We start from the raw sequence: 21,752 nt of genomic DNA, 5'->3' as shown, positions 1-21,752 counted from the left end.
GCCGCAGGCCCCCTCGCCGGAGCCCGCCTCGCCGCCGTGCCCGCCCCCGCGCCCGCTCGCGCCGCGGCGCAGAACTCAGGACCGTCGTGCGGAGTCGGCGGCTGAGGCGCCCCGTCGCGGCGTGTCGCGGCGTCCGTCCTGAGTTCTGATCCGGCGCCCGCGATGGTACTGTCACGGCACTGCGTGTCCTATCACCATGGGCTCCGGCCCAGGGCGGGGACTGCGGCGAACCTTTCGTCTCAGCACCCACCCGGAGGTAGCTCATGTCCGCACCCGTCGACAAGTCCCAGGCCGGCGTCGGCGCCCGGCAGTACCACATCGGCATCGCGCCCGGCGAGGTGTCGTCGGTGGCGCTCCTGCCCGGCGACCCGTTCCGGGTGCCGCTGGTCGCCGAGTTCCTCACCGACGTCCGTGAAGTCGCCTGGGGGCGCGAGCACCGCACGATGACCGGCTGGTATCGGGGCCGGCACATCACGGCCACCTCGACCGGGATGGGCTGCCCCTCGACCGCGATCGCCGTGGAGGAGCTGGCCCGCGTCGGGGTCACGAGCCTCATCCGCGTCGGCAGCTCCGGCGGCCTGCAGCCCGGGATCGAGCCCGGCGACCTGCTCGTCAGCGAGGGGAGCTTCCGCAACGACGGCACGACCGACGCGTATCTGCCCAAGGGCTTCCCCGCGGTGCCCGACCTCGAGCTGACGGCGTCCCTCAGCCGCCACGCCGCGCGCATCGCCGAGGCCGCCGGCACCCGGTCGCACACCGGCATCAGCGTCAGCGACGACGCGTTCTACGCCGAGACGCCGGAGTGGATCGAGCAGCTGAACCGGATGGGCATCCTCAACGTCGAGATGGAGGCGTCCGCGCTGTACGTGGTCGCACGGCTGCGGGGCCTGCGCGCCGGCATGGTGTGCGCGTGCTCGAGCAACCTCGTGGACGGCACGTCGCTGTACGACCACAAGAACGCCGCGCTGAAGGACGGCTGGATGCGATCGATCGAGGCCGCGCTGGAGGCCGCGGTCGAGCTGGAGCTGTAGCGCGGGCGGCGGCAGCCGCCCCGAAACACTCGCGAAACCACGGTTTGGAAGACTCGGAATGTTCGTGAGGTCGACATCGAGGAGGGAACCGTGGACATCACCAGCGTCACCGGCTTCCGCTTCGCGCGCACGCGCGACGACCTCGCGCTGGCGCCCGGCGAGGTCGTGATGGGCGGCGGCACCTGGCTCATGAGCGAGCCGCAGCCGGGCACCACCGGCTTCGTCGACCTGATGACGCTGGGCTGGCCCGACGTGGAGGTCTCCGCGGCGGGCCTGCGCATCGGCGCGACCTGCACGATCGCGAGCCTGCTGGCATGGACGGATGCGGACGCCCCCGCCGACTGGACCGCGCGCTCGATCGTGCCGGATGCCGCGAACGCCCTGCTCGCCTCGTTCAAGATCTGGAACACCGCCACGGTCGGCGGCAACATCGCCCGCTCGTTCGCCGCCGGCGCCATGGTGTCGCTCGCGGTCGCACTGGACGGCGTCGCCGAGATCTGGACGCCGGACGGCGGGGCGCGCGAGGAGCCGGTCGCGTCGTTCGTCACCGGCAACGGCACCAACACGCTCGCGCCGGGCGAGGTGCTCCGCGCGGTGCGGCTGCCGGCGCACGCGCTGCGCTCCCGCGCCCGGCTGCGCAAGATCGCCCTGGCGGAGCTCGGCCGCTCCGGCGCCGTGGTCACCGGCCGCGTGGACGCCGACGGCGGCGCCGTCTTCGGCATCACCGCGGCGACCGTCACCCCGACCGTGCTGCGGTTCCGGACGCTGCCGACCGCGGGCGAGCTCGCGGACGCGGTGACCACGGCATCCGGGTACTACACCGACCCGCTCGGCTCCGCGGACTGGCGGCGGGGAGTGAGCCGCGTGCTGGCGGAGCAGATCCGCACGGAGCTGGCGGCGACATGAGGTTCGAGGTCAACGGCGCCGCCGTCGAGGCGGATCCGGCGCCGGGGCAGTGTCTGCGGACCCTGCTGCGCGAGCACGGGCACACCGAGGTCAAGAAGGGCTGCGACGCCGGCGACTGCGGCGCCTGCGGCGTGCTGCTGGACGGCGAGCCGGTGCACTCGTGCATCATCCCGGCGGCACGCATGGACGGGCACCGGGTCACGACGGCCGCGGGGCTCGCGCCCGGCGACGAGCTGCATCCGGTGCAGGAGGCCCTGGTCGAGCACTTCGGGTTCCAGTGCGGATTCTGCACGCCCGGGATGAGCGTGACCGCAGCCACGCTCCACGAGGGCGACCTGCCCGATCTCGATCGCCGCATGAAGGGGAACCTCTGCCGCTGCACCGGGTACCGCCCGATCCGCGAGGCGATCGCGCAGTCGGTGCTCGGCCCGGTGCGCGAGACCGGTCTGTCCGCAACCGCCGGCGAGACGGGCATGTCCCAGTTCGGTGCGGAAAGCGGCGCCCATACCGCGCCGAAGTGGGACATCGATGCCGGGACGGCGGCGGATGCCGGGAGCCAGGGCGTCGGCCAGTCGGTGCGCCCGGAGGCCGGGCGGCGCGTCGTGCAGGGGCGCGAGCCGTACACCTTCGACGTCGTCGGCGCGGACGACCAGCCCTGGAGGGGCACCGCGCTCACGTTGCGGGTGGTCGCCAGTCCGCACGCGCACGCCCGCATCCGGTCGATCGACACGTCGGCGGCTCTCGCGGTGCCGGGGGTCGTGGCCGTGTTCACGCATCACGACGTCCCCCGCATGCGGTATTCCACCGCCCGGCACGAGCATCGCGAGGACGACCCGGACGACACCCGGATGCTGGACGACACCGTGCGCCACGTCGGGCAGCGCGTCGCGGCCGTCGTCGCCGAGACCGCCGCGGCGGCCGACGCCGCATGCCGCCTGGTGCATATCGACTACGAGGTGCTGCCGGCGGTGTTCGACCCGGAGGAGGCACGGCGCCCCGGCGCGCCGCTGCTGCATCCGGATCGCACGCCTGCCGACCGCGTCGACGAGGCGCACCGGAACGTCATCGCAACACTCCACGACGCCTCCGGCGGCGACATGGCCGCGGCGCTGGCCGCGAGCGCCGTAACCGTCGGCGGCACCTGGCAGACGCAGCGCGTCACGCACGCGCAGCTGGAGACCCACGGCGCGATCGGCTGGCTCGACGACGACGGACGCCTGGTCATCCGCTCATCGACGCAGGTGCCGTTCCTCACCCGCGACGAGCTGTGCCGCATCCTGGATCTCGATCCCGAGCGCGTGCGCGTGTACGCGCCGCGGGTGGGCGGCGGGTTCGGCGGCAAGCAGGAGATCTTCACCGAGGACCTGGTCGCCCTCGCCGTGCTGCGCACCGGACGGCCGGTCGCCTACGAGTTCGCCCGCACCGACCAGTTCCAGCGCGCGTCGCTGCGGCATCCGATGCGGGTGGGCGTCGTCCTCGGTGCCGACGCGGACGGGCGGCTCACGGCGATGAAGGTCGACGTGCTCAGCGACACCGGCGCCTACGGCAACCATTCCCGCGGCGTCATGTACCACGCGATGAGCGAGTCGACGACGATCTACCGCGTGCCGGTCCGGCAGCTCGACGCCGAGGTCGTCTACACGAACAACGTGCCCTCGGGCGCGTTCCGCGGGTACGGGCTCGGACAGGTGATCCTCGGCGTCGAGTCGGCGATGGACATGCTCGCCGAGCGGCTGGGGATGGACCCGTTCGACCTGCGCCGTCGCAACATGGTGCACGAGGGCGATCCGCTGCATCCCGACGAGGACGAGTACGAGGAGGACCTGGTGTGGGGCAGCTACGGCCTCGACCAGTGCCTCGACCTCGCGCAGGACGCGCTGCGACGCGGCAACGGCGTCGAGGCGCCGCCGGGGTGGCTCGTGGGCGAGGGCATGGCCGCGTCCATGATCGCCACCATGGCGCCGCGCGGGCACATCGCGCACACGACCGCGACCGTCACGCCCGAGGGGACGTACCTGCTGCGGGCCGGCACCGCGGAGTTCGGAAACGGGACCACGACCGTGCTGCGGCAGATCGGCGCGACCGTGTTCGACGTCGGGTCCGACCGGCTGCAGCTCTGGCACGCCGACACGGATGCCGTGCGACACGACACCGGCGCGTTCGCCTCCGCCGGGATCACGGTGGCGGGCAAGGCGCTGTACGCCGCATGCCGGGCGTTGGAGAAGCGGATGCGGGAGATCGCGGCCGGTCTGACGGGCACGGTCGCCGGCGATGCCGTCGTCGCGGCCGCCGGCGTCCTGACCCCGGCGGGCACGGTCGGCTTCGACGAGGTCGTGACCGCCGCGCCCGACGCATTCCGCAGCGAGCATGGACTGACGGCGGACGGTCGCGAGTTCGGCGACGTCCGGTCGCTGGCGTTCAATGTGCACGCGGCGCGGGTCGCCGTCGACCCCGCGACGGGGAGCGTCCGCATCCTGCAGTCGATCCAGGCGGCGGATGCCGGCGTCGTGCTCAACCCGGCGCAGTGCCGCGGGCAGGTCGAGGGAGGCGCCGCGCAGGGCATCGGCAGCGCGCTGTACGAGGAGGTCATGACCGACGGCGAAGGGAGGGTGACCACTCCGGTGTTCCGCACCTACCGGGTGCCGCAGTTCGCCGACGTCCCGGAGACCGAGGTGTACTTCGCGCGGACGGAGGACGCGGTAGGGCCGCTCGGCGCGAAATCGATGAGCGAGAGCCCGTACAACCCGGTCGCGCCCGCCATCGGGAACGCCATCGCGCGGGCCCTGGGCCGGCGGCCCTTCGAGCAGCCGTTCAGCCGCGACCGCGTGTGGCGGCTCGCGCAGGACCGCTGAGCCCGCCGCGCGGGGCCCTCACCGACCCGGGGCGTCCATAACTCAGGCAGATCGTGCCGGCGGCGACCGCGGCGCGGCCTCCGCGCCGGTTCTGCCTGAGTCATGCGCGCGGCGGGAGGGGCCTCACCGCCGCGCGTGGGACGCCTGCGCACGGAGCGGATGGCGGTCGGGCAGCGCGAGCAGGGTGACGGCGCCGGCGGCGCCGTCACCCTGCGGCTCCCTGATCACCGCGCGAGGCAGCGTCGCGAGCACGTCCTGCGCGAACTGCGCGCGGGTGCGCGCGGAGCGGAACAGCCCCCCGACCGCCGACACGACCGGCGCCGGCGCTTCCCCCGCGACCCGCCGCGAGGCCGTCACCACCGACTCGGCGAGACGGGCCGCCGCGGCCCGGCACAGGCCGGACGCCACCTCGTCCGTCTCCGCGGCGGCGTCCACCTGTGCGGCGAAGGCCGCGACCCGGCGCACCCATTCCGGATCGCGCTGCAGGTCGATGTAGGCGGTCTCGGGCCGCGGCCACCACGCCCGCAGCGCCGTCTCGAGCTCGCTCCGCGGCCCCCGGCCGTCGAAGGAGCGCATGGCGGCCTCCAGCCCGGCCCGGCCCAGCCAGAAGGCGCTGCCGCCGTCTCCCATCACATGCCCCCAGCCGTCGACTCGCGCAACGGCGTGCCCGGCGACCGCCATGACCACGACGCCGGTGCCGGCGGCCACGACCGTGCCGTCCTGGCCGCCGAGCGCGCCGAGGAACGCGGTCACGGAGTCGTGCGTGAGCAGGACCTCGCGGACGCCGGCCGCAGCGGTGAGCTCCCGCAGCCGCTCGGCGTCGGGATCGGTCAGACCGGAGACTCCCGCCGACACCCGGGTGATCGTGCCGATCTCCGCGGCGATCCTCGTGACCGTGCCGGCCAGCTGCGGCAGCACCGGCAGGTCGGTGCGCACGCCGGCCGCCTCGGCGTCACGGACGATCCCGCCGCCGCGCAGCACGCGGACCTTCGTGCTCGACTGGCCGACGTCCAGAGCGAGCTCGTAGCCGTCGTCACGGGCGAGACCGGAGGCCACGGGTGCGGAAGGCGTCATGATGCTCAGTCCCGGATGTAGAGATCGTCGATGCGGGTCTCGTAGGCGCCGGTGTCCGGCCCGTCGTCGTAGTCGACGAGGATGCGGTCGATCGTCTTCCCCGCGGTCCACAGCCCGATCCGGGAGCCCACGTGGCGCCAGACTCCGACGATGCCGCGGGCGTCGACCGGATGCATCCTGATCGCCTCGAAGTCGAGCGCCCCGCTGTCGCGGAGGGTGGTCCCGTCCGTGAACAGCAGATCGACGGTGACATGACGGCCCGCCTCGCTCGAGGGCAGGAACCAGTAGGAGAGCGTCGTGTCGGCGGTGACGGGGATGTCGACGTCGTAGACCTTGCTGATGCTGTACGACAGGTCCGGGCTGTCGTCGGTGCCCGCGACCAGCAGCGATCCGTCTCCGGAACGGCTGACGTTGTCGGTGCGGATCGACGAGGTGGAGCCGGACACGCCGAGGATGTCGTTCGGCGTGTCCGACCATGTCGGCTGCGACGACGTCGAGTCGAAGTCCGCGCCGAACAGGACCTCGCCGGTGCCGCCGTCCACCCGGGCGAGCGAGACGTCGTCGAGGTAGACGGCGCCGTCCAGGCCGTCGGTCGTGCCGCAGCGCACGATCACCGACCACTGCGTGCCGCTGTTCCAGGTCTGCGACAGCTGCACCCACGACCCACCGGTCGCGCCCGACGTCGACACCGACGGCTGATCCGTCACGCCGTTGAGGTCGCAGTACACCGCGCCGGCGCCGGCGTCCTTGGAGACCCAGACCGACAGCTCGTAGTCGGTGTAGGGAAGGAGGTAGACCGGCGCCGTCGAGACGGTGCTGACCGCGGCCGTCGAGGTCGTGTACGACTGCGAACCGGTCCGGGCACGGTCCGCGCTCACCGTGAACGAGCCGGTCGACCACGCGGAGCTCGACGTGGTCGAGTTCTCGAACGACGGGTTCAGCAGGATGTTCCCGTCCTCGGCCTGCACCAGCGACAGGTCGTCGAAGTACACGGTCGCGTCGATGCCCGAGTCGGTCACCGCGCGGAGCACCACGGACGTGTTCGACCCGCTGTTCCACTCCGCGCTGACGTGCGTCCAGACGCCGGCGCCGGCGCCGTCGGCCACGCCGGCAGTCGCCTCTCCCGGGATGTCGGCCATGTCCAGGTATGCGGCGCCGTCCGACGACGACTTGTAGACCCAGCCGGAGAGCACGTAGTCGGTGTCCGGCTGCACGCCGATCGCGGTCCGGGTGCGCGCGGACCGCCCGTTCTCGTCCGAGGCGAGGCTCCGGCTCCCGCTGCGGGCCCGATCGTCCGACATCGTGAACCCGTCGTCGAGGCTCCACGAGGCCGTGCTCTCGAAGGAGGGGTTCTCGACGACGTTCGGCACGCCCGCCTCGGCCGAGGGCGCCCCGTCGACGATCTTGTAGACGCGGAAGCCGGACTCGGTGTCCGGGGCGTACTTCGTCATCGCGACGTAGGTGGCGCCGCCGGCGTCCGTGAAGATCGTCGGGTACTGCCACTCCACGACCTGCCCGGTCGTGGCGAACAGCGCATTGCCCGACCAGCTCTCCCAGGACGTGCTGGTCAGGTCCGTGCTGCGCATCAGCCCCATCGCCCAGTGCTGCCCGGCCATGCCGTTGAGGTTCACATCGGTGGCCTCGACGATCTGGTAGTAATAGCCGTCCTGCTTCAGGATGCTGGCCGCGCCGGCGCCGACCGGGTCGCTCGGCGTCCAGCTCTCGTTCCACGACGTGGCGTCGTACTGGTCGACGATCGCGTCGTCAGCGGCGGGCTCCCAGTTCTGGAAGTCCGTCGTCTTCGCCAGCCCGCGGTAGCCGTGCGTCGTCCCGTCGGTGGCCGAGGCGCCGTGGAAGGTCACGTAGTACTCGTCGCCCACCTTCTCCACGATCTGCGGCGTGCCCTCGTCGAAGACGAGGCCGGTGCCGCCGGGGATGTCGACGCTGTCCTTGCCGGCCTGCGTCGTGATCTGGTTCCAGAGCTCCTTCGCGTCGACACCCGGGTTGCTGAAGCCCTCCGGGGTCGTGAACGCGCCCATCGGGTCGGAGCCCGCCCGCTCGAAGTAGGAGATCGTCCACGGGTTGGTGCCGTCGTTGGTCTGCAGCAGGGCACGCCATCTGTCGGCGTCGGCGTCGTACCAGAAGGTGCCGTCGGTGACCATCTGCGCCCAGGGCGTGCCCGCCTCCGGCTGCACCACCGGTGTCGCCGCGGACCAGGTCTGACCGCCGTCGACGGACTCCTCCACCACGGTGCCGAGCTTCCAGGTCGCGACGTCGACCACGTTCCGGTGGAACCAGTACCAGGTGTCCCCGACCACGACCACGTTGGAGCCGCTCGCGTCCTGACCGTTCATGAGCCGGTCGGTCTGCAGCTCGAGGTGCGCGGTGCCGTCCCACAGATCGGACAACGTCGCCGGTGCCGCCTCGGCGGCGACGGCGGGCGCCGTCGCGAGCTGCGCACCGCCCAGCAGGGTGACGGTCAGAGCCAGCGCTCCGGCGGCGGCGATCAACGGTCTCAGCATGGGATACCTCTTCGTATCGGGTGTCCGGTCGACGTCACCGGTCGATGACGCCGTGTTCGTCGTCAGGGAGCGGGGGTCGCACGGAGCGTGACGATCTCGAACGGCCGCAGCCGCAGCTCCGCCTCGCCGTCGTGCGAGGAGGGGATCTCGTCGGCCGGGCGCTCGAGGAGGTCGACGCGGCGGACGCCGGACGCGTCGAACGCGAACCGCACGGTGCTCGTGGCCGTCTGCCCGAGGGGCTCGTAGAGCCGGACGACCACATCGCCGCTGCCGTCGTCGGCGAGCTTGACCGCCTCGACGATCGCGGTCCCCGTCACCGACACCAGCGGCTCGACGTCGTCGGCGCCGGTGAGGCGGCGTGCCGGCAGGTTGACGCGGTATCCCTCGGCGACGGCGTCGGCGACCGACGCCCCCACCCTGATGGTGGTGAGGAACTCGTGCTCGCCCTGGTCCGCCTCGGGATCGGGGTAGAGCGGCGCCCGCAGCAGGCTCTCGCCGATGACGGTGAGCACCGTCCCGTCCGCGGCGGACTGGCGGCGCACGCTGTGACCGTAGGTGGCGTCGTTCGCCACGGCGACGCCGTAGCCGCCCTCGTCCACGCGCACCCAGCGATGGGCGGGCGTCTCGAACCGGGCGACGTCCCAGGACGTGTTCGCATGCGTCGGGCGGTCGACATGCCCGAACTGGATCTCGGAGGTCATCCGGTCCGAGAGCAGCCGCAGCGGGACGGCGAGCTTGAGCAGCTTCTCCGTCTCGTGCCAGTCGGCCCGGGTGCGCAGCTCGATCGCGTCGCTGGCCGGGTCGACGCGCACCTCCTGCTCGATCCGCGAGCCGCCGAAGCGGTACGCGATCCGGAGCGAGCCCTCGTGCGTCGTCTCCACGGCGACGGCTGTCAGGTCGGTGCGCGTGCGCACGTACGTGGCGTCGATGTCCCACGCGTCCCACTGCGCGGGCGTGTCGCGGTGCAGCTGCAGCTGGTTGACCGGATGCTCCGGGTGCGCGAGCTCTCTGCCCGCCCGCTTGTCGACCAGCGAGACGATCCAACCCGACTCGGAGACCACGACGCGGACCGCATCCGTCTCGGCCGCGAAGCCCCCGGCGCAGCGCTGGAACGGCACCGCCGCCACGGGCGCGCCCGCCGCGACCCCGAGCGCCGGCACCCCGTCGCGCGGACGCGGACCGGACACGGCGATCAGCTCACGCTCGCCGGGACCGGCGAGGACCGCGAGCGAGTCCTGGATGATCGATTCGAGCTCCACGGCGACCCGCGCGTAGTTCGCCTCGGCCTCCTGGTGGACCCACGCGATCGAGGAGCCGGGCAGGATGTCGTGGAACTGCTGCAGCAGCACGGTCTTCCACGCCTCGGCGAGCCGATCCGCGGGGTAGGGCAGGCCGGCGCGGACGGTCGCGGTCGTCGCCCACAGCTCGGCCTCGCGCAGGAGGTGCTCGGAGCGTCGGTTGCCCCGCTTGGTCTTCGCCTGCGTGGTGAACGTCCCCCGGTGCAGCTCGAGGTAGAGCTCGCCGGACCACACCGCCGGGTCGGGCAGCTCGGCCTCGGCGCGCTCGAAGAACGCGCGCTGGGATTCGAGCCGCACCCGGGGCGAGCCTTCGAGGGACGCGGTGCGATGCGCGGCCGCGAGCATCTCGCGCGTCGGACCGCCGCCGCCGTCGCCCCAGCCGTAGGGCACGAGCGAGGTCGTGCCGACGCCCTTCTCGGCGTACTGCCCCTCGGCACGCGCCAGCTCGGTCGCCGACAGGTCGGAGTTGTAGGTGTCCACGGGCGGGAAGTGGGTGAACAGCCGCGTGCCGTCGATGCCCTCCCACAGGAAGGTGTGATGCGGCATCCGGTTCGTCTCGTTCCACGAGATCTTCTGCGTCAGGAACCACCGCGAGCCCGCCGCCCGCGCGATCTGCGGCAGCGCCGCGGTGTAGCCGAACGAGTCGGGCAGCCAGACCTCCTCCGGCTCGTAGCCGAACTCCTCGATGAAGAAGCGCTTGCCGAACACGAACTGCCGGGCCAGCGCCTCACCGCCGGGCATGTTGGTGTCGCTCTCCACCCACATGCCGCCGGCGGGGACGAAGCGCCCTTCCCGCACCTTCTCGCGCACGCGCTCGAACAGCTGCGGGTAGAACGTCTTCAGCCACTCGTACTGCTGGGCGGAGGATGCCGTGAACACGAAGTCCTCGTCCGCTTCGATGAGCTGGACCACGTTCGAGAACGTCCGGGCGACCTTCCGCACCGTCTCGCGCACCGGCCACAGCCACGCGCTGTCGATGTGGGCGTGCCCCACCGCGGTGATCACATGCGCCGACTCGCTGGCCGGGCGGGCCAGCAGCGGCGCGAGCACCGCGCGCCCCGCCGCGGCCGTCTCCGACACCCGGGAGGGGTCGACCACGTCGACCATCCGGTCGAGGCCGCGCAGGATCTCGGCGCGGCGGCTGGAGGATTCCGGCAGCTGCGCGGCGAGGCCGTCGAGCACGGCCACGTCCTGGACGAGATCCCACACCGCGATGTCGCGCAGCCCCAGCTCGAGCCGGTGCAGGCGGTACTGCAGCCGGTCTCCGGCGGTCTTCTTGTCGCCCAGCGGCGTGGGATCGAAGCGGAAGTCGACGGCGATGTTCGGGTTCGCCGCCGCTTCGACGAACACGTCGACCGTCGTGCGGTCGCCGAGCGGGACGTACTGGTTCAGCGGCTCGATCGCCTTGAGGATGCGGCCGTCCCGCTCGTAGACGAGCCCTTCGGCCTGGAAGCCGGGGGACGCCGGATGGTCGCTGAGCTGCACGATCAGCTCCGCCGTCGCATCCTCCTGAGCGGGCCAGGAGGGGGGCACAGCGCCGGAGACGTGGAACCAGGTCGTGCCCCAGGGCACCCCCCAGAGCTCTCCCGTCGAGAACGGCCGGTAGGTCGCGCGGGCGGCGTCCGCGAACGGCACCGGCTCGTCCGGGACGTCCCAGGCCGCCACGACGACCGGCGCGGTCTCGCGGTACAGCGCCGGGTGCAGACGCTCCCGGACGAATCGCTCCAGGCGACGAGCCATGTGCGTGGTGTTGACGTGCATCGAGATCGCTTTCGGGTCAGCCCTTGACCGCGCCGTCGAGGGCGAACGAGCCGCCGATCACACGTGTCACGAGCAGGTAGAGCAGGAGGACGGGGGCGGAGTAGATGAGGGAGAACGCGGCGAGCTGTCCGTAGGCGATCGCGCCGTACTGGCCGAAGAAGCTGTAGATGCTCACCGCGGCGACGGTCTTCTCGGGCGAGAGCAGCAGGATGAAGGGGACGAAGAAGTTCCCCCACGCCTGCAGGAAGACGAAGATGCCGACCACGGCGATGCCGGGGCGCATCAACGGCACGACGATCCGCCACAGGCTCACCATGCTCGACGCGCCGTCGAGCCAGGCCGCCTGCTCCAGGCTGACCGGGACCCCGTCCATGAAGCTCTTCATCATCCAGACCGCCATCGGAAGCGACGTCGCGGTCAGGAACAGCACGACGGCCGGGATGGAGTCGAGGAAGCCGAGCTGGACGAACATGGCGTAGACCGGCACCATGATCGCGGTGATCGGCAGGCAGGACGCGAACAGGATCGTGAACAGGAACGGCCGGTTGAAGCGCGAGGCGAACCGCGACAGCGGATAGGCGGTCAGCAGCGCCAGGACCACCGTCAGGATCGCGGTGCTCCCGGACACGATCACGCTGTTCCACACCGGGAGGAAGGTGAGCTCCGGGGTCAGGACGGCCGCGAAGTTGTCGAGGGACAGGCTGCCGGGCAGCTTGATCTGGTAGCTGGCATCCGCGTCGACGGAGGCGAGCAGGAGCCACACCAGGGGAGCCGCGAAGGCGACGCCGAAGACGATCAGCGCGAGGGAGGCGAGCAGTCGGGCCGTCGAACGTCGAGGGGAGGCGACGGACAGCGGGACGCGCGGCGTGTCGGTCGTCGTCACCGTGTCTGCTCCTCGTCCCGCAACGCGCGCACGTACACGACGGCGAAGACGCCTCCGACCAGCAGCATCACGACGGCGATCGCCGTGCCGTACCCGATCGCGCCGGCCTGGAACGCCTCCTGGTAGGCGAGGATCGGCAGCGTCGTCGAGCGGCTGCTGGGCCCGCCGGAGGTCATGACCCAGATGAGCGTGAACACCGAGAGGGTCTGCAGCGTCACCAGCATGAGCGTCGAGCTGATGCTGCGCCGGATCATGGGCAGCGTGATCGAGAACACCGTCCGGAGCCGGCCGGCGCCGTCGATCGCCGCCGCCTCCTTGACGTCCGAGGGGATCTCTCCCAGCGCCGCCTGGTAGGTCATCATCGAGAACGCCGTGCCGCGCCAGGTGTTGGCGAGGCACACCGCGACCATCGGGAAGACGTACAGCCAGTTCTCGCCGGTGAGCCCGACCGCGCCGATCACCTGGTTGAGCGTGCCCTGATCGTTGAAGAACGCGTAGCAGGCGAACGCCGCGACGATCTCGGGCAGGACCCACGCGGTGACCACGATCGTCGACACGACCGCGCCGACCACGCGCGACCCGCTCCGCAGGAGCAGCGCGAGCACGAGCCCGCACACGGTCTGTCCCACGATCGCCGAGGCGACCACGAAGACGAGCGTGAGCACGAGCGCCGCGGGGAAGCTGGCCGAGGTGAACAGGGTGAGGTAGTTGTCGAGCCCGACGAAGGAGACGTTGCGCGCACGCGGTCCGGACAGCGCTGCGTCGGTCAGCGACCCGACGAGAGCCCAGACGATCGGCCCGCCGAGGAAGACGCCGAGCAGGACGACGGCGGGAATCGTGGGGCTGAGTCGCAGGAGCCGCATCCTCGCCATCCGGGCGGCGCGCCGGGCGCTGCGCGCGTCGCTCGCGAGGGTGGCCGATGGCGTGTGCATGGGTGTGTCTCCGTACGATCGCGGCTCGACTCTCGGGGCCGCGGACGCATCCGGTCCGGGGCCCCGGCGAGGGCTCCTACTTCTGGATGACGCCGTCTTCGCCGACCGCGGAGACCACGGCCGCGTCGTAGGTGGCGGCTGCCTCCTGCGGCGTGGCGGATCCCGTGATCACCGACTCCATGGCGTTCTGGATGGCGGTCGAGATCGCCGAGTAGTCGCTCGTCGTCGGGCGGAAGTGCGTGAAGGCGACGGCGTCGCTGACCGCTTCCACGTAGGGGTTCGCGTCGAGGTACTCGGACTCCGAGGCGACGTCGCTGCGCACCGCGATCTGCGAGTTCGCGACGTCATAGGAGAGCGCGTTGTCCTTGCTGAGCGCCGTCGTGAGGAAGTCGAAGGCGAGGTCCGGGTTCGCCGTCTGCGCTCCCACGGCCAGCGTCCATCCGCCGGACATGCTCACGTAGCCGGGTTCCTCGCCCGTCTGGGTCGGGAAATAGGCCGTCTGCATCACGTCGGAGTAGCCGCTCCAGGGGAACTGCCCGTCCTCGGCCCAGAACGAGGGCACGTACGAGCCCTCGACCATCGCGCCGATCTGACCGTCCGGGAACCAGGTGTCGAAGATGTTCGACCAGACGTTGCTGTCGAGCGCCTGCGCCGCGGTGGTGGCCAGGCCGCCGTTCCAGAGCTCGTCGAGGAACGTCAGCGAGTCCACGAACCCGTCCGAGCCCACGACCCACTTGCCGGTGTCGCTGTCGAAGAGCGCGTCGTCGCCCAGCTCCGTGCCGTACAGCAGCATGTCGAAGCCGGAGATGACCGAGCCCTCGGTGGTGGAGGTGCCCGCGTACATGTTGAACGGGATGACGTCCGGCTCGGCGCTCTTGATCGTGGCCGCCGTGTCGAGGATGTCCTGCCACGAGGTCGGCTGCCACGGGGTCGCGATGCCGGCGGCCTCGAAGACCGACGTGTCGTACCAGATGACGCGGGTGTCCGTGCCGAGCGAGACCGCGTAGGTCTGGCCGTCGGTGCCGATGCCTGCCTGCTTGGCGGCGTCCTCGAAGAGGTCCCAGTCGCCCCAGTCCGACAGGCGGTCGTCGAGCGGAAGCAGGTATCCGGCCTCCGCGTCCGCGCGAACGTTGAGCGAGTCCTCGTAGAAGACGTCCGGCGCGGTGGACGCCGACCGGTTCGCCAGCGCCAGCTTGGTCTTGTAGTCGTCGTCTCCCGCCGAGATCGCCTGCAGCTCGACGGTGACGCCGGGATTCGCGGCTTCGAACTCCGCCTTGGCGGTCTGCATCAGATCGTCGAGCTGCGTGAAGGTGGACGTCTTCTCGTACATCACGGTGATCGTCGTATCGGTGGATCCGCTGCCGGCGCAGGCGGACAGCCCGAGGACGACGCCCAGAGCCGTCACCGCCGCACCTCCTCGCAGGATCGTACGTCGGGTGGATGTGCTGTGCATGGCGCTCCCTTGCTCCATCGGATTGCTGCCCCAGAGGCGTGGCCCGCGGCCACAGCACAGATACTACATCGAATTGATTTACATGCAAATCACTTCTGGAGCACACCCGCCGTCGGTGAGAGCGTCTCGTGCAGGACGAGGCATCCCGCCCCGATCGCGGCGATGTCCTTCCCCAACGACGTCCCCTCGACCGTGACGGAATGGATGTCGTGCGCCACGAGGTGCGCGGGCAGCACGGTGCGCAGCGTCGGCAGATAGTGCGGCTGCAGCCTGTCCCAGAACGGGCCGCCGCAGATCACCGTTCCCACGTCGAGGAGGTTCACCAGCACCGACGTGCCGATGGCGACCCGCTCGGCCGCCTCACGGAGGATGGCCTGCCCGGCCTCATCGCCCTCGTCCGCGCGATCGCACAGCGTCTGCAGGCTCTCGGCGACCGAGCGCGGGTCCCTGCCCTCCCGGATCCCGGTCATCACGCCCCGTCGCTCCGCCTCCGCGACGAGGTGCTCCGGCATGGAGGTCGCGCCCAGGCATCCGCGAAGCCCGCAGACGCAACGCGGCCCGTCGGGATCGACGATGATGTGCCCGATCTCGCCGGCGTTGCCCGAGACGCCGCCGAGCGCCTCGCCGTGGATGGCGATGCCGGCGCCCAGTCCGCTGCCGAAGTAGAACAGCACGAAGGACGACGAGGCACCGGCCCACAGCTCGGCCAGGGCCGCGGCCCGGGTGTCCTTCTCGAGGAAGACCGGGAGACCGGTGATGTCCGCGAGCATCTGACGCAGCGGGACGGCGTGCCAGGCGCTGAGCTGCGGCGGGTCGATGATCAGGCCGCGAACGAGGTCGATGGGCCCGGGCGCCGCGACGCCGATCCCCGCGACGCGGCCGGCGTCGATCCCGCTCGAGGACATGAGCTTCGCGACGGCCTCGCCGATGGCCGCCAGGGTCGTCCGGGGCACGGCGGTGGCCGGCAGGCGCTTGGTCGAGCGGGCGACCGTCCGCCCGAACACGTCCAGCAGCACGAAGGTCATCTGCACCGGATCGACGTGCACGCCGATCGCGTAGAGGCTGTCCGCGTTGAGTTCGAGCAGCGTCCGCGGCTTTCCGGGACGGGACGACTCCTTGCCGGACTCGGCGATGACCCCTTGATCGATCAGCCGCCGGCAGATGTTCGACACCGTCTGGGCCGACAGGCCGGTCGCCTTCGACAGCGCGACCCGGCTCATCTTCCCGCCCGCGCGACGCACGGCGTCGATGACGACGCGCTGGTTGTAGTCCCCCATGCGCAGCAGGTTCGTGCCCCGTTGCGGGACGAACTCCTCGGCCTCCGTGTGCTCCATGCGAGCGCCCTCCCGATGTGCCTGATGGGAGGGCGTCACCGCGCGGACCACGGCCGTCTCCCGATCAGAGCGTAGCGACGCTCACTCCGCGAGCAGGGCATCGAGGGCGAGGAACCGTGCCTCGAACTCCGCGTGCAGACGAGCCTTCGTGGCCTCGTCGCAGAACGCGCCGTCGATCCCGTTGCGCGCGACGGCCTTGGCGGTCCGGGCATCCACGCCCATCGCGGCGAGGCCCTCGCGATACTCGCGACCGATGTCGGTGCGGAAGAACATCGCGTCGTCGGTCGAGACGGCGACCCGCAGCCCGGCATCGATCATGGCGCGGATGCGGTGGTGCTCGTCGAGGTGCCAGCCCGAGCAGATCGTCGTCGAGACGGGGGTCACCGTGAACACGACGTCGCGCTCTCGCGCCAGCTCCACCAGTGCGGGCTCGTCGACGATGCGGTAGCCGTGGTCGAGCCGGTCGCAGCGGAGCTCCTCGAGCGCCACGCGCACGGCGTCCGGCGTCGCGAACGGCGTCTCGGCGACATGCGCGGTGCGCTTGAGCCCGTGCCGCCCCGCGAGGGCATAGGCCTCGGCGAACCTGCCCGGATCCTCGGTGTCCTGCGGGGTCAGGTCGTCCTGCCCGATGCCGACCACCTCGGGCAGCGGATGCTCGATCACCTGCTCCACCATCTCGACCGCGGACGCCGCCGACTCGCGCCGGTTGATCGCCGCGACGATCCGGAAGCCCACGCCGAAGTCCGCCTCCGCGGCGCGCAGACCGCCGATCAGCGGGTCCATGACGTCGCGGTAGCCGAGGCCGCGCGCGGCGAAGTACTGCGGGTTCACGTAGTACTCGCGGTAGCGGAGGCTGCCGTCGGCCACCGCCGAGCGCACGCCCTCGTAGGCCACGCGCTCGAAGTCCTCCGGATCGCGCAGCACGTCATGCGCGAAACGGAATGCGACGAGGAAGTCCCGCAGGTCCGTGAAGGCGAACAGCCGCTCCGGGTCGGTCGTCGGCAGCCGCACGCCGTGCTTGGCGGCGAGCTCGATGAACAGCGGCGCGCTCATCGTCGACGCGAAGTGGCAGTGCAGCTCGGTCTTCGGCAGCAGCTGCAGATAGTCCGGGTACCCGATCACGGCGTCCTCCTCAGATGACTTGCCCTAGATGTACAGGAAACGCCGCCCCCCGCATGCATATAGGGCAAGTCAACGGGGCGGGAGAGGCGGCGGGGGTCACCGCCCGCGCAGCCGCGGGCCCTCCTTCACGACCACCAGCCGGTACGGGGTGCCGTCGGCCGACCACCAGCGGTGCGAGATGCCGCCGCCGTAGTAGATCGAGTCCCCGGCGCCGAGCGCGTGCGCCGTGCCGGCGAGCTCGACGAACACGCTGCCCTCCACGACGTAGAGGAACTCCTCCTCGTCGTGCACGAAGCACTCGCCCTCCTCGACCGCGTCGGAGACGACCTCCATCGGGTGGAACGGCCGGTCGCCGTGCACGAGCATGCGTGCCGATCCGGCTGCGAAGCCCTCGGGCACGGCCCCGGTCCCCGCGCGCTGCACCTCGACGTCCATCGCCCCGGCCGCGGGTGCCTCCGCGGCGGCGATGAGCTCGATCGGGCTCGTCTCGAGCGCCAGGGCGATGCGTCGCAGCGACCCGAGGCTCGGCTGCGCGAGGCCGCGCTCGAGCTGGCTGAGGAAGGGATGCGACAGCTCGGTCGCGGTGGCCAGCTGCACGAGCGTCAGCCCCCGTGCCTTGCGCAGCTGGCGGATGCGCGCCCCCAGGCGGATGACGGCGGCGGCGTCCTCCGCCTGCTGCCGGTCGGTGGTGACGCTCACGGCCATCATGCTCTCACGCGGGCAGCGGCACGCCGTGCGCGGCGGCGTACTGCTCGACCTGCCCGACGTAGTCGGCCCGGCGGGCCGGGGTCAGCCAGGACGCCGCGAACGAGTTGAGCGCGAGGCGCACCAGATCCGTCTCGTCCAGGCCCGCCTGCTCGGCGAGGGCGACGTAGTTGTCGCCGACGTAGCCGCCGAAGTACGCCGGGTCGTCGGAGTTCACGGTCACCGCGACCCCCGCGCGCATGAGGCCCACGATCTCGTCGGACTTCATCTGCTCGGTCACGAACGAGTTCGACACCGGGCAGCAGGTGAGCCCCAGTCCGCGCTCCGTGACGAGGGCGACCAGCTCCGGGTCCTCGACGATGTTGGTGCCGTGGTCGATGCGGTCCACGCCGATCTCGGTGAGCACCTGGCGGATGTGGCCGATCGAGCCGGGCTGGTCGATGTCGCAGTGCATCGTCAGCAGGAAGCCCTCCGCCCTGGCCCGCGCGAACACGGCGGCGAACTTCGACGGCGGGTTGTCGCGCTCGTCCGAGTCGAGCCCCACGCCGACGATCCACGCCCGGTACGGCAGCGCCTCCATGAGGGTGGACATCGCGTGCTCGGCGGAGAAGTCGCGCAGGAAGCACAGGATCAGCTCGGCGGACACGCCCAGCTCGGCCTGTGCGCGCACGACGGCCCGCCGGTATCCGCCGATCACGTTCTCGAACGGCACGCCCCGGCTCGTGTGCGCCTGCGGATCGAAGAACATCTCGGTGTGCACGACGCCCTGCGACGCGGCCGTGCGCAGGTAGGCCCACGCCAGATCGTGGAAGTCGTCCGCGGTCTGCAGCACTCCCATCGCGGGGTAGTACACCGCGAGGAAGCTCGTCAGGTCGGTGAAGTCGTAGGTCGCCCTCACCTCTTCGACGGTGCTCTGCGCGAGCGGGATGCCGTTGCGCGCGGCGAGGGCGAACCTCAGCTCGGGCTCGAGGGTGCCCTCCAGGTGCAGGTGGAGCTCGGCCTTGGGCAGGCCGTGGGCGAACGAGATCAACGCCTCCGAGGCGGTCATGGGTCTCTCTTTCGGGTGAACGGGGAGGGATGCCGGGTCAGATCCCGCTGCGCGGGCTCATCCCCATCCGGGCCAACACGACGTCCTCGATGATCTGGATGACGTTGTAGAGCACGATCGCGGCGACCGTGACGGCGACGATAGAGGCCCACAGCGCGGAGTACTTGGCCTGCGAGATGTAGGCCGACATCGTGCCGCCGACCCCGCCGCCGACCGCGAGCCACTCGGCCAGCAGCGCGCCGGTGATGGCCCCGGGCACCGAGATGCGCACGGCGGCGAAGAACGACGGGAGCGAGGACGGCATCGCGATCTTGCGCAGCTTGGTCAGCGCGCCGCCGCCGTATACCTCCACGAGGTCGTTCTGCTGGGGGGATGTCGACTTCAGCCCGAACGCGATGTTCACCAGCGCCGGGAAGAGCACCACGATGCCGCCGATGACGGCGACGGTCGTGACGTCGCGGCCGAACACCAGGATGATGACGGGCGCCATGGCGACCAGCGGCACCGAGCGCAGCAGCATCGCCATCGGCATCAGCGCGTTCTCGATGCCCTTGCTCAACTGGAACAGCGACGCACCGACGAGGGCGGCGACCAGGCCCGCGACGAAACCGATGACGGCGTGCCCGAGGGTCGTGCTGAGGTTGCCGACGACGATCGCGAGGTTGTCGGCCGCGGCCGGCACCGTGAACAGGTAGTTCCAGACGTCCACCGGGCCCTTCGCGATCATGGGCGAGACGTTGAACAGCGCGAGCACGCCCCACCAGATCACGAGCACGGCGACGATGGTGCCGAGGAAGGTCAGCAGCCCCCAGCCCAGGGCGCGGAAGGCGGCGGCACGGGCCTGCTTGCGCAGCTGCGTGTCGAGCCGGGCGGCGGTGCGGACGGCGGGCACGGAGACGGCGGCGCCGGTCATGAGACTGCTCCCTTCGACCATGGCGCGATGAGGCGCGCGATGAGTCCGACGATGGCGAAGCCCGCGAGCGCGACGACGCCGCTGACGATCGCGAGCGCCCACACCAGGTCCGACTGGGCCGTCTGCATGGCGAGCATCATCGCCATGCCGACGCCCGCCTCGATCTTGCCGAAGAACTCGGAGAGCACGGCGCCCAGGAACGCCGCCGGGACGGCGATCTGCAGAGCGTTGAGGATGGCGGGCAGCGCCGCGATCAGCCGGACCTTGCGCAGCTGGGTCAGCTTGCTGCCGCCGTAGACCGAGATGAGGTCCAGGCTCGTGGCGTCGGCCGACTTCAGGCCCACGAGCGCTCCGACGACCGTGGTGAAGAACACCGAGAGCGCGGCCAGCAGCACGGCGGTGCCGCTGGGCTCGCCGACGGCGGGGACGGGGAACAGGATGATCGCGATCATCCCGATCGCGACGATCGGGACGCAGTAGGTGAGGATGGCGATCTGCATCGCGATGCCCTCCAGCCGCGGCACGAGCAGCACGAGGAAGGCCAGCAGCAGAGCCAGCCCGTTGCCCCATACGTAGCCGATGCCGGCTTCGACGAGGGTCACGGAGAAGTTGCGCCAGAAGTACGCCCAGCCGCTGTCGACCGCGGCGAGGACGACATCCAGCGGGCTCGGGATCACGCTCTTGCCGGAGGGGTTCAGCCACACCGCGGACACGATCCACCACAGGATGAGGAAGCCGACGACGCCGATGGTCCCGGTGAGCCACGCGGGGAGCTTGACGTCCTCCCAGTGGACGGCGCGTCCCTTCCCGGCGGTCGCCTCAGTGGTCGTCATCGGCGGCGGCGCCTCCCGCGCCGAACAGCAGCTCGGAGGCCTGGTCCGCGTAGGCGTGGAACTCCGGGCTGCGCATCATCTCGGGGACGCGGGGCCGTGGCAGGTCGATGGTCATGACCTCCTTGATGCGGCCGGGACGCGGGCTCATGACCGCGACCTGGTCGGAGAGGAAGATCGCCTCCGAGATGCCGTGGGTGACCAGGAGGGTGGTCGCCGGCTTCTCGGTCCAGATGCGCAGCAGCTCGAGGTTGAGCTTCTGGCGGGTCATGTCGTCGAGCGCGCCGAACGGCTCGTCGAACAGCAGCACCTCGGGTCGCATCACCAGCGAGCGGGCGATCGACACGCGCTGCCGCATGCCGCCGGACAGCTGCGCCGGCTTGGCCTTCTCGAAACCGGTCAGGCCCACCAGCGCGATGAGCTCGTCCACGTAAGCCTTGTCGACGCTCTTTCCGGCGATCTCGAACGGCAGCCGGATGTTGCTCATGACGCTGCGCCAGGGCAGCAGCGCCGAGTCCTGGAACGCGATCCCCAGCTTGTTCTCCTTACGGAGCTCCTTGGGGCTCTTCCCGTCGACGCGGGTCGAGCCGCTCGTAGGCTGCTCGAGGCCGGCGAGGATTCGCAGGATCGTCGACTTGCCGCATCCGGACGGTCCCAGCAGCGACAGGAACGTGCCCTGCTCGGTGTGCAGGTTGGCGTCCTGCAGCGCGACGACGGTCTTGCGGCCGCTGGTGAAGACCTTGTTCAGGTCGGTGATCTGAAGGCCGGTGCCCAGGGTGGTCCCCTGGGCACCGGTCTCGACGATGGTGTTCGTCACGTCAGTGAATGCTTTCGCTCCGGATCAACCCGCGTAGTTGATCAGATCGGGGTTGTCCGCGTAGACCTCGTCCAACAGCGAGGTGTCGAACAGCTGGTCGGCGGTCAGGTCGATGCCGGCGTCGGCGAGGCTGTCGAGCGTCGCCTGCTGGAGGTCGTCGGAGATGGTGAACAGGCCGTTCTCGGCGGTCTCGTCGGAGACCACGAGGTCGGTCAGCTGCGCCTCGGCACCGGCGAGGGAGGTGGCCGCGTCCAGGCCGAGGTCCGCGCCG

At 71.1% G+C, this 21,752-nt stretch carries 16 protein-coding genes and 1 pseudogene; 3 read left to right on the top strand and 14 right to left on the bottom strand.

The genetic code is table 11. The annotated features are described in order from the left end of the window. The first annotated feature begins 263 nt into the window (after window positions 1–263). From QM626_RS04195 to QM626_RS04185, 3 genes are all read left to right on the top strand, one after another. Window positions 264–1,031, top strand: a complete 768-nt coding sequence (locus tag QM626_RS04195) for a nucleoside phosphorylase (protein ID WP_415074295.1) — start codon at window positions 264–266, stop codon at window positions 1,029–1,031. A 90-nt stretch (window positions 1,032–1,121) separates the two neighbouring features. Then, complete coding sequence (locus QM626_RS04190) at window positions 1,122–1,937, top strand: FAD binding domain-containing protein (protein WP_415074293.1); 816 nt, start codon at window positions 1,122–1,124, stop codon at window positions 1,935–1,937. Beyond that, window positions 1,934–4,789, top strand: a complete 2,856-nt coding sequence (locus tag QM626_RS04185; protein ID WP_415074291.1) for a molybdopterin-dependent oxidoreductase — start codon at window positions 1,934–1,936, stop codon at window positions 4,787–4,789. The genes QM626_RS04190 and QM626_RS04185 overlap by 4 nt, the downstream gene beginning before the upstream one ends. A gap of 123 nt (window positions 4,790–4,912) precedes the next feature. On the opposite strand, the gene QM626_RS04180 is transcribed toward QM626_RS04185, so the two are convergent. From QM626_RS04180 to QM626_RS04115, 14 genes and pseudogenes are all read right to left on the bottom strand, one after another. Then, window positions 4,913–5,863, bottom strand: coding sequence for a BadF/BadG/BcrA/BcrD ATPase family protein (locus QM626_RS04180; RefSeq protein ID WP_415074289.1), 951 nt, complete (start codon window positions 5,861–5,863; stop codon window positions 4,913–4,915). A gap of 5 nt (window positions 5,864–5,868) precedes the next feature. Then, complete coding sequence (locus QM626_RS04175; RefSeq protein WP_415074287.1) at window positions 5,869–8,385, bottom strand: hypothetical protein; 2,517 nt, start codon at window positions 8,383–8,385, stop codon at window positions 5,869–5,871. A gap of 62 nt (window positions 8,386–8,447) precedes the next feature. Further along, window positions 8,448–11,444 carry an alpha-mannosidase gene (locus tag QM626_RS04170; RefSeq protein WP_415074285.1) on the bottom strand — a complete coding sequence of 999 codons (2,997 nt, stop codon included), beginning with the start codon at window positions 11,442–11,444 and terminating at the stop codon, window positions 8,448–8,450. 16 nt (window positions 11,445–11,460) lie between these two features. Then, window positions 11,461–12,327, bottom strand: a complete 867-nt coding sequence (locus QM626_RS04165) for a carbohydrate ABC transporter permease (protein ID WP_415074283.1) — start codon at window positions 12,325–12,327, stop codon at window positions 11,461–11,463. Further along, on the bottom strand, window positions 12,324–13,259 hold the full coding sequence (locus QM626_RS04160) for a carbohydrate ABC transporter permease (protein ID WP_415074281.1): 936 nt from the start codon (window positions 13,257–13,259) through the stop codon (window positions 12,324–12,326). Before QM626_RS04160 ends, QM626_RS04165 begins: the two co-directional genes overlap by 4 nt. Window positions 13,260–13,335: 76 nt before the next feature. Next, window positions 13,336–14,664 (bottom strand): extracellular solute-binding protein, encoded by a 1,329-nt coding sequence (locus QM626_RS04155; protein WP_415074279.1) that lies wholly within the window; start codon window positions 14,662–14,664, stop codon window positions 13,336–13,338. A gap of 137 nt (window positions 14,665–14,801) precedes the next feature. Continuing rightward, on the bottom strand, window positions 14,802–16,046 hold the full coding sequence (locus QM626_RS04150; RefSeq protein ID WP_415074277.1) for an ROK family transcriptional regulator: 1,245 nt from the start codon (window positions 16,044–16,046) through the stop codon (window positions 14,802–14,804). Between the two features lie 81 nt (window positions 16,047–16,127). Further along, window positions 16,128–17,168 (bottom strand): adenosine deaminase, encoded by a 1,041-nt coding sequence (add, locus tag QM626_RS04145; RefSeq protein ID WP_415074275.1) that lies wholly within the window; start codon window positions 17,166–17,168, stop codon window positions 16,128–16,130. A 96-nt stretch (window positions 17,169–17,264) separates the two neighbouring features. Beyond that, a complete protein-coding gene (locus QM626_RS04140; RefSeq protein WP_415074273.1) occupies window positions 17,265–17,867 on the bottom strand; it encodes a helix-turn-helix domain-containing protein in 603 nt (200 codons plus the stop codon). 13 nt (window positions 17,868–17,880) lie between these two features. Further along, window positions 17,881–18,921 carry an adenosine deaminase gene (gene add, locus QM626_RS04135; protein ID WP_415074270.1) on the bottom strand — a complete coding sequence of 347 codons (1,041 nt, stop codon included), beginning with the start codon at window positions 18,919–18,921 and terminating at the stop codon, window positions 17,881–17,883. A 37-nt stretch (window positions 18,922–18,958) separates the two neighbouring features. Beyond that, on the bottom strand, window positions 18,959–19,834 hold the full coding sequence (locus tag QM626_RS04130) for an ABC transporter permease (RefSeq protein ID WP_415074268.1): 876 nt from the start codon (window positions 19,832–19,834) through the stop codon (window positions 18,959–18,961). After that, the gene (locus QM626_RS04125) at window positions 19,831–20,667 is read right to left on the bottom strand and encodes an ABC transporter permease (RefSeq protein WP_415074266.1); all 837 of its coding nucleotides are present in this window, start codon (window positions 20,665–20,667) and stop codon (window positions 19,831–19,833) included. Before QM626_RS04125 ends, QM626_RS04130 begins: the two co-directional genes overlap by 4 nt. Next, on the bottom strand, window positions 20,654–21,481 hold the full coding sequence (locus QM626_RS04120) for an ABC transporter ATP-binding protein (protein ID WP_415074264.1): 828 nt from the start codon (window positions 21,479–21,481) through the stop codon (window positions 20,654–20,656). Before QM626_RS04120 ends, QM626_RS04125 begins: the two co-directional genes overlap by 14 nt. Window positions 21,482–21,505: 24 nt before the next feature. Further along, window positions 21,506–21,752 (bottom strand): annotated as a pseudogene (locus tag QM626_RS04115) (hypothetical protein); the annotation flags it as partial.

It is taken from the genome of Microbacterium sp. (assembly GCF_047606385.1).
In the GTDB taxonomy this organism is placed as follows: domain Bacteria; phylum Actinomycetota; class Actinomycetes; order Actinomycetales; family Microbacteriaceae; genus Microbacterium.
The sequence above is the reverse complement of the archived record's forward strand: the minus strand, read 5'-3'. Positions and strand labels throughout refer to the sequence as shown.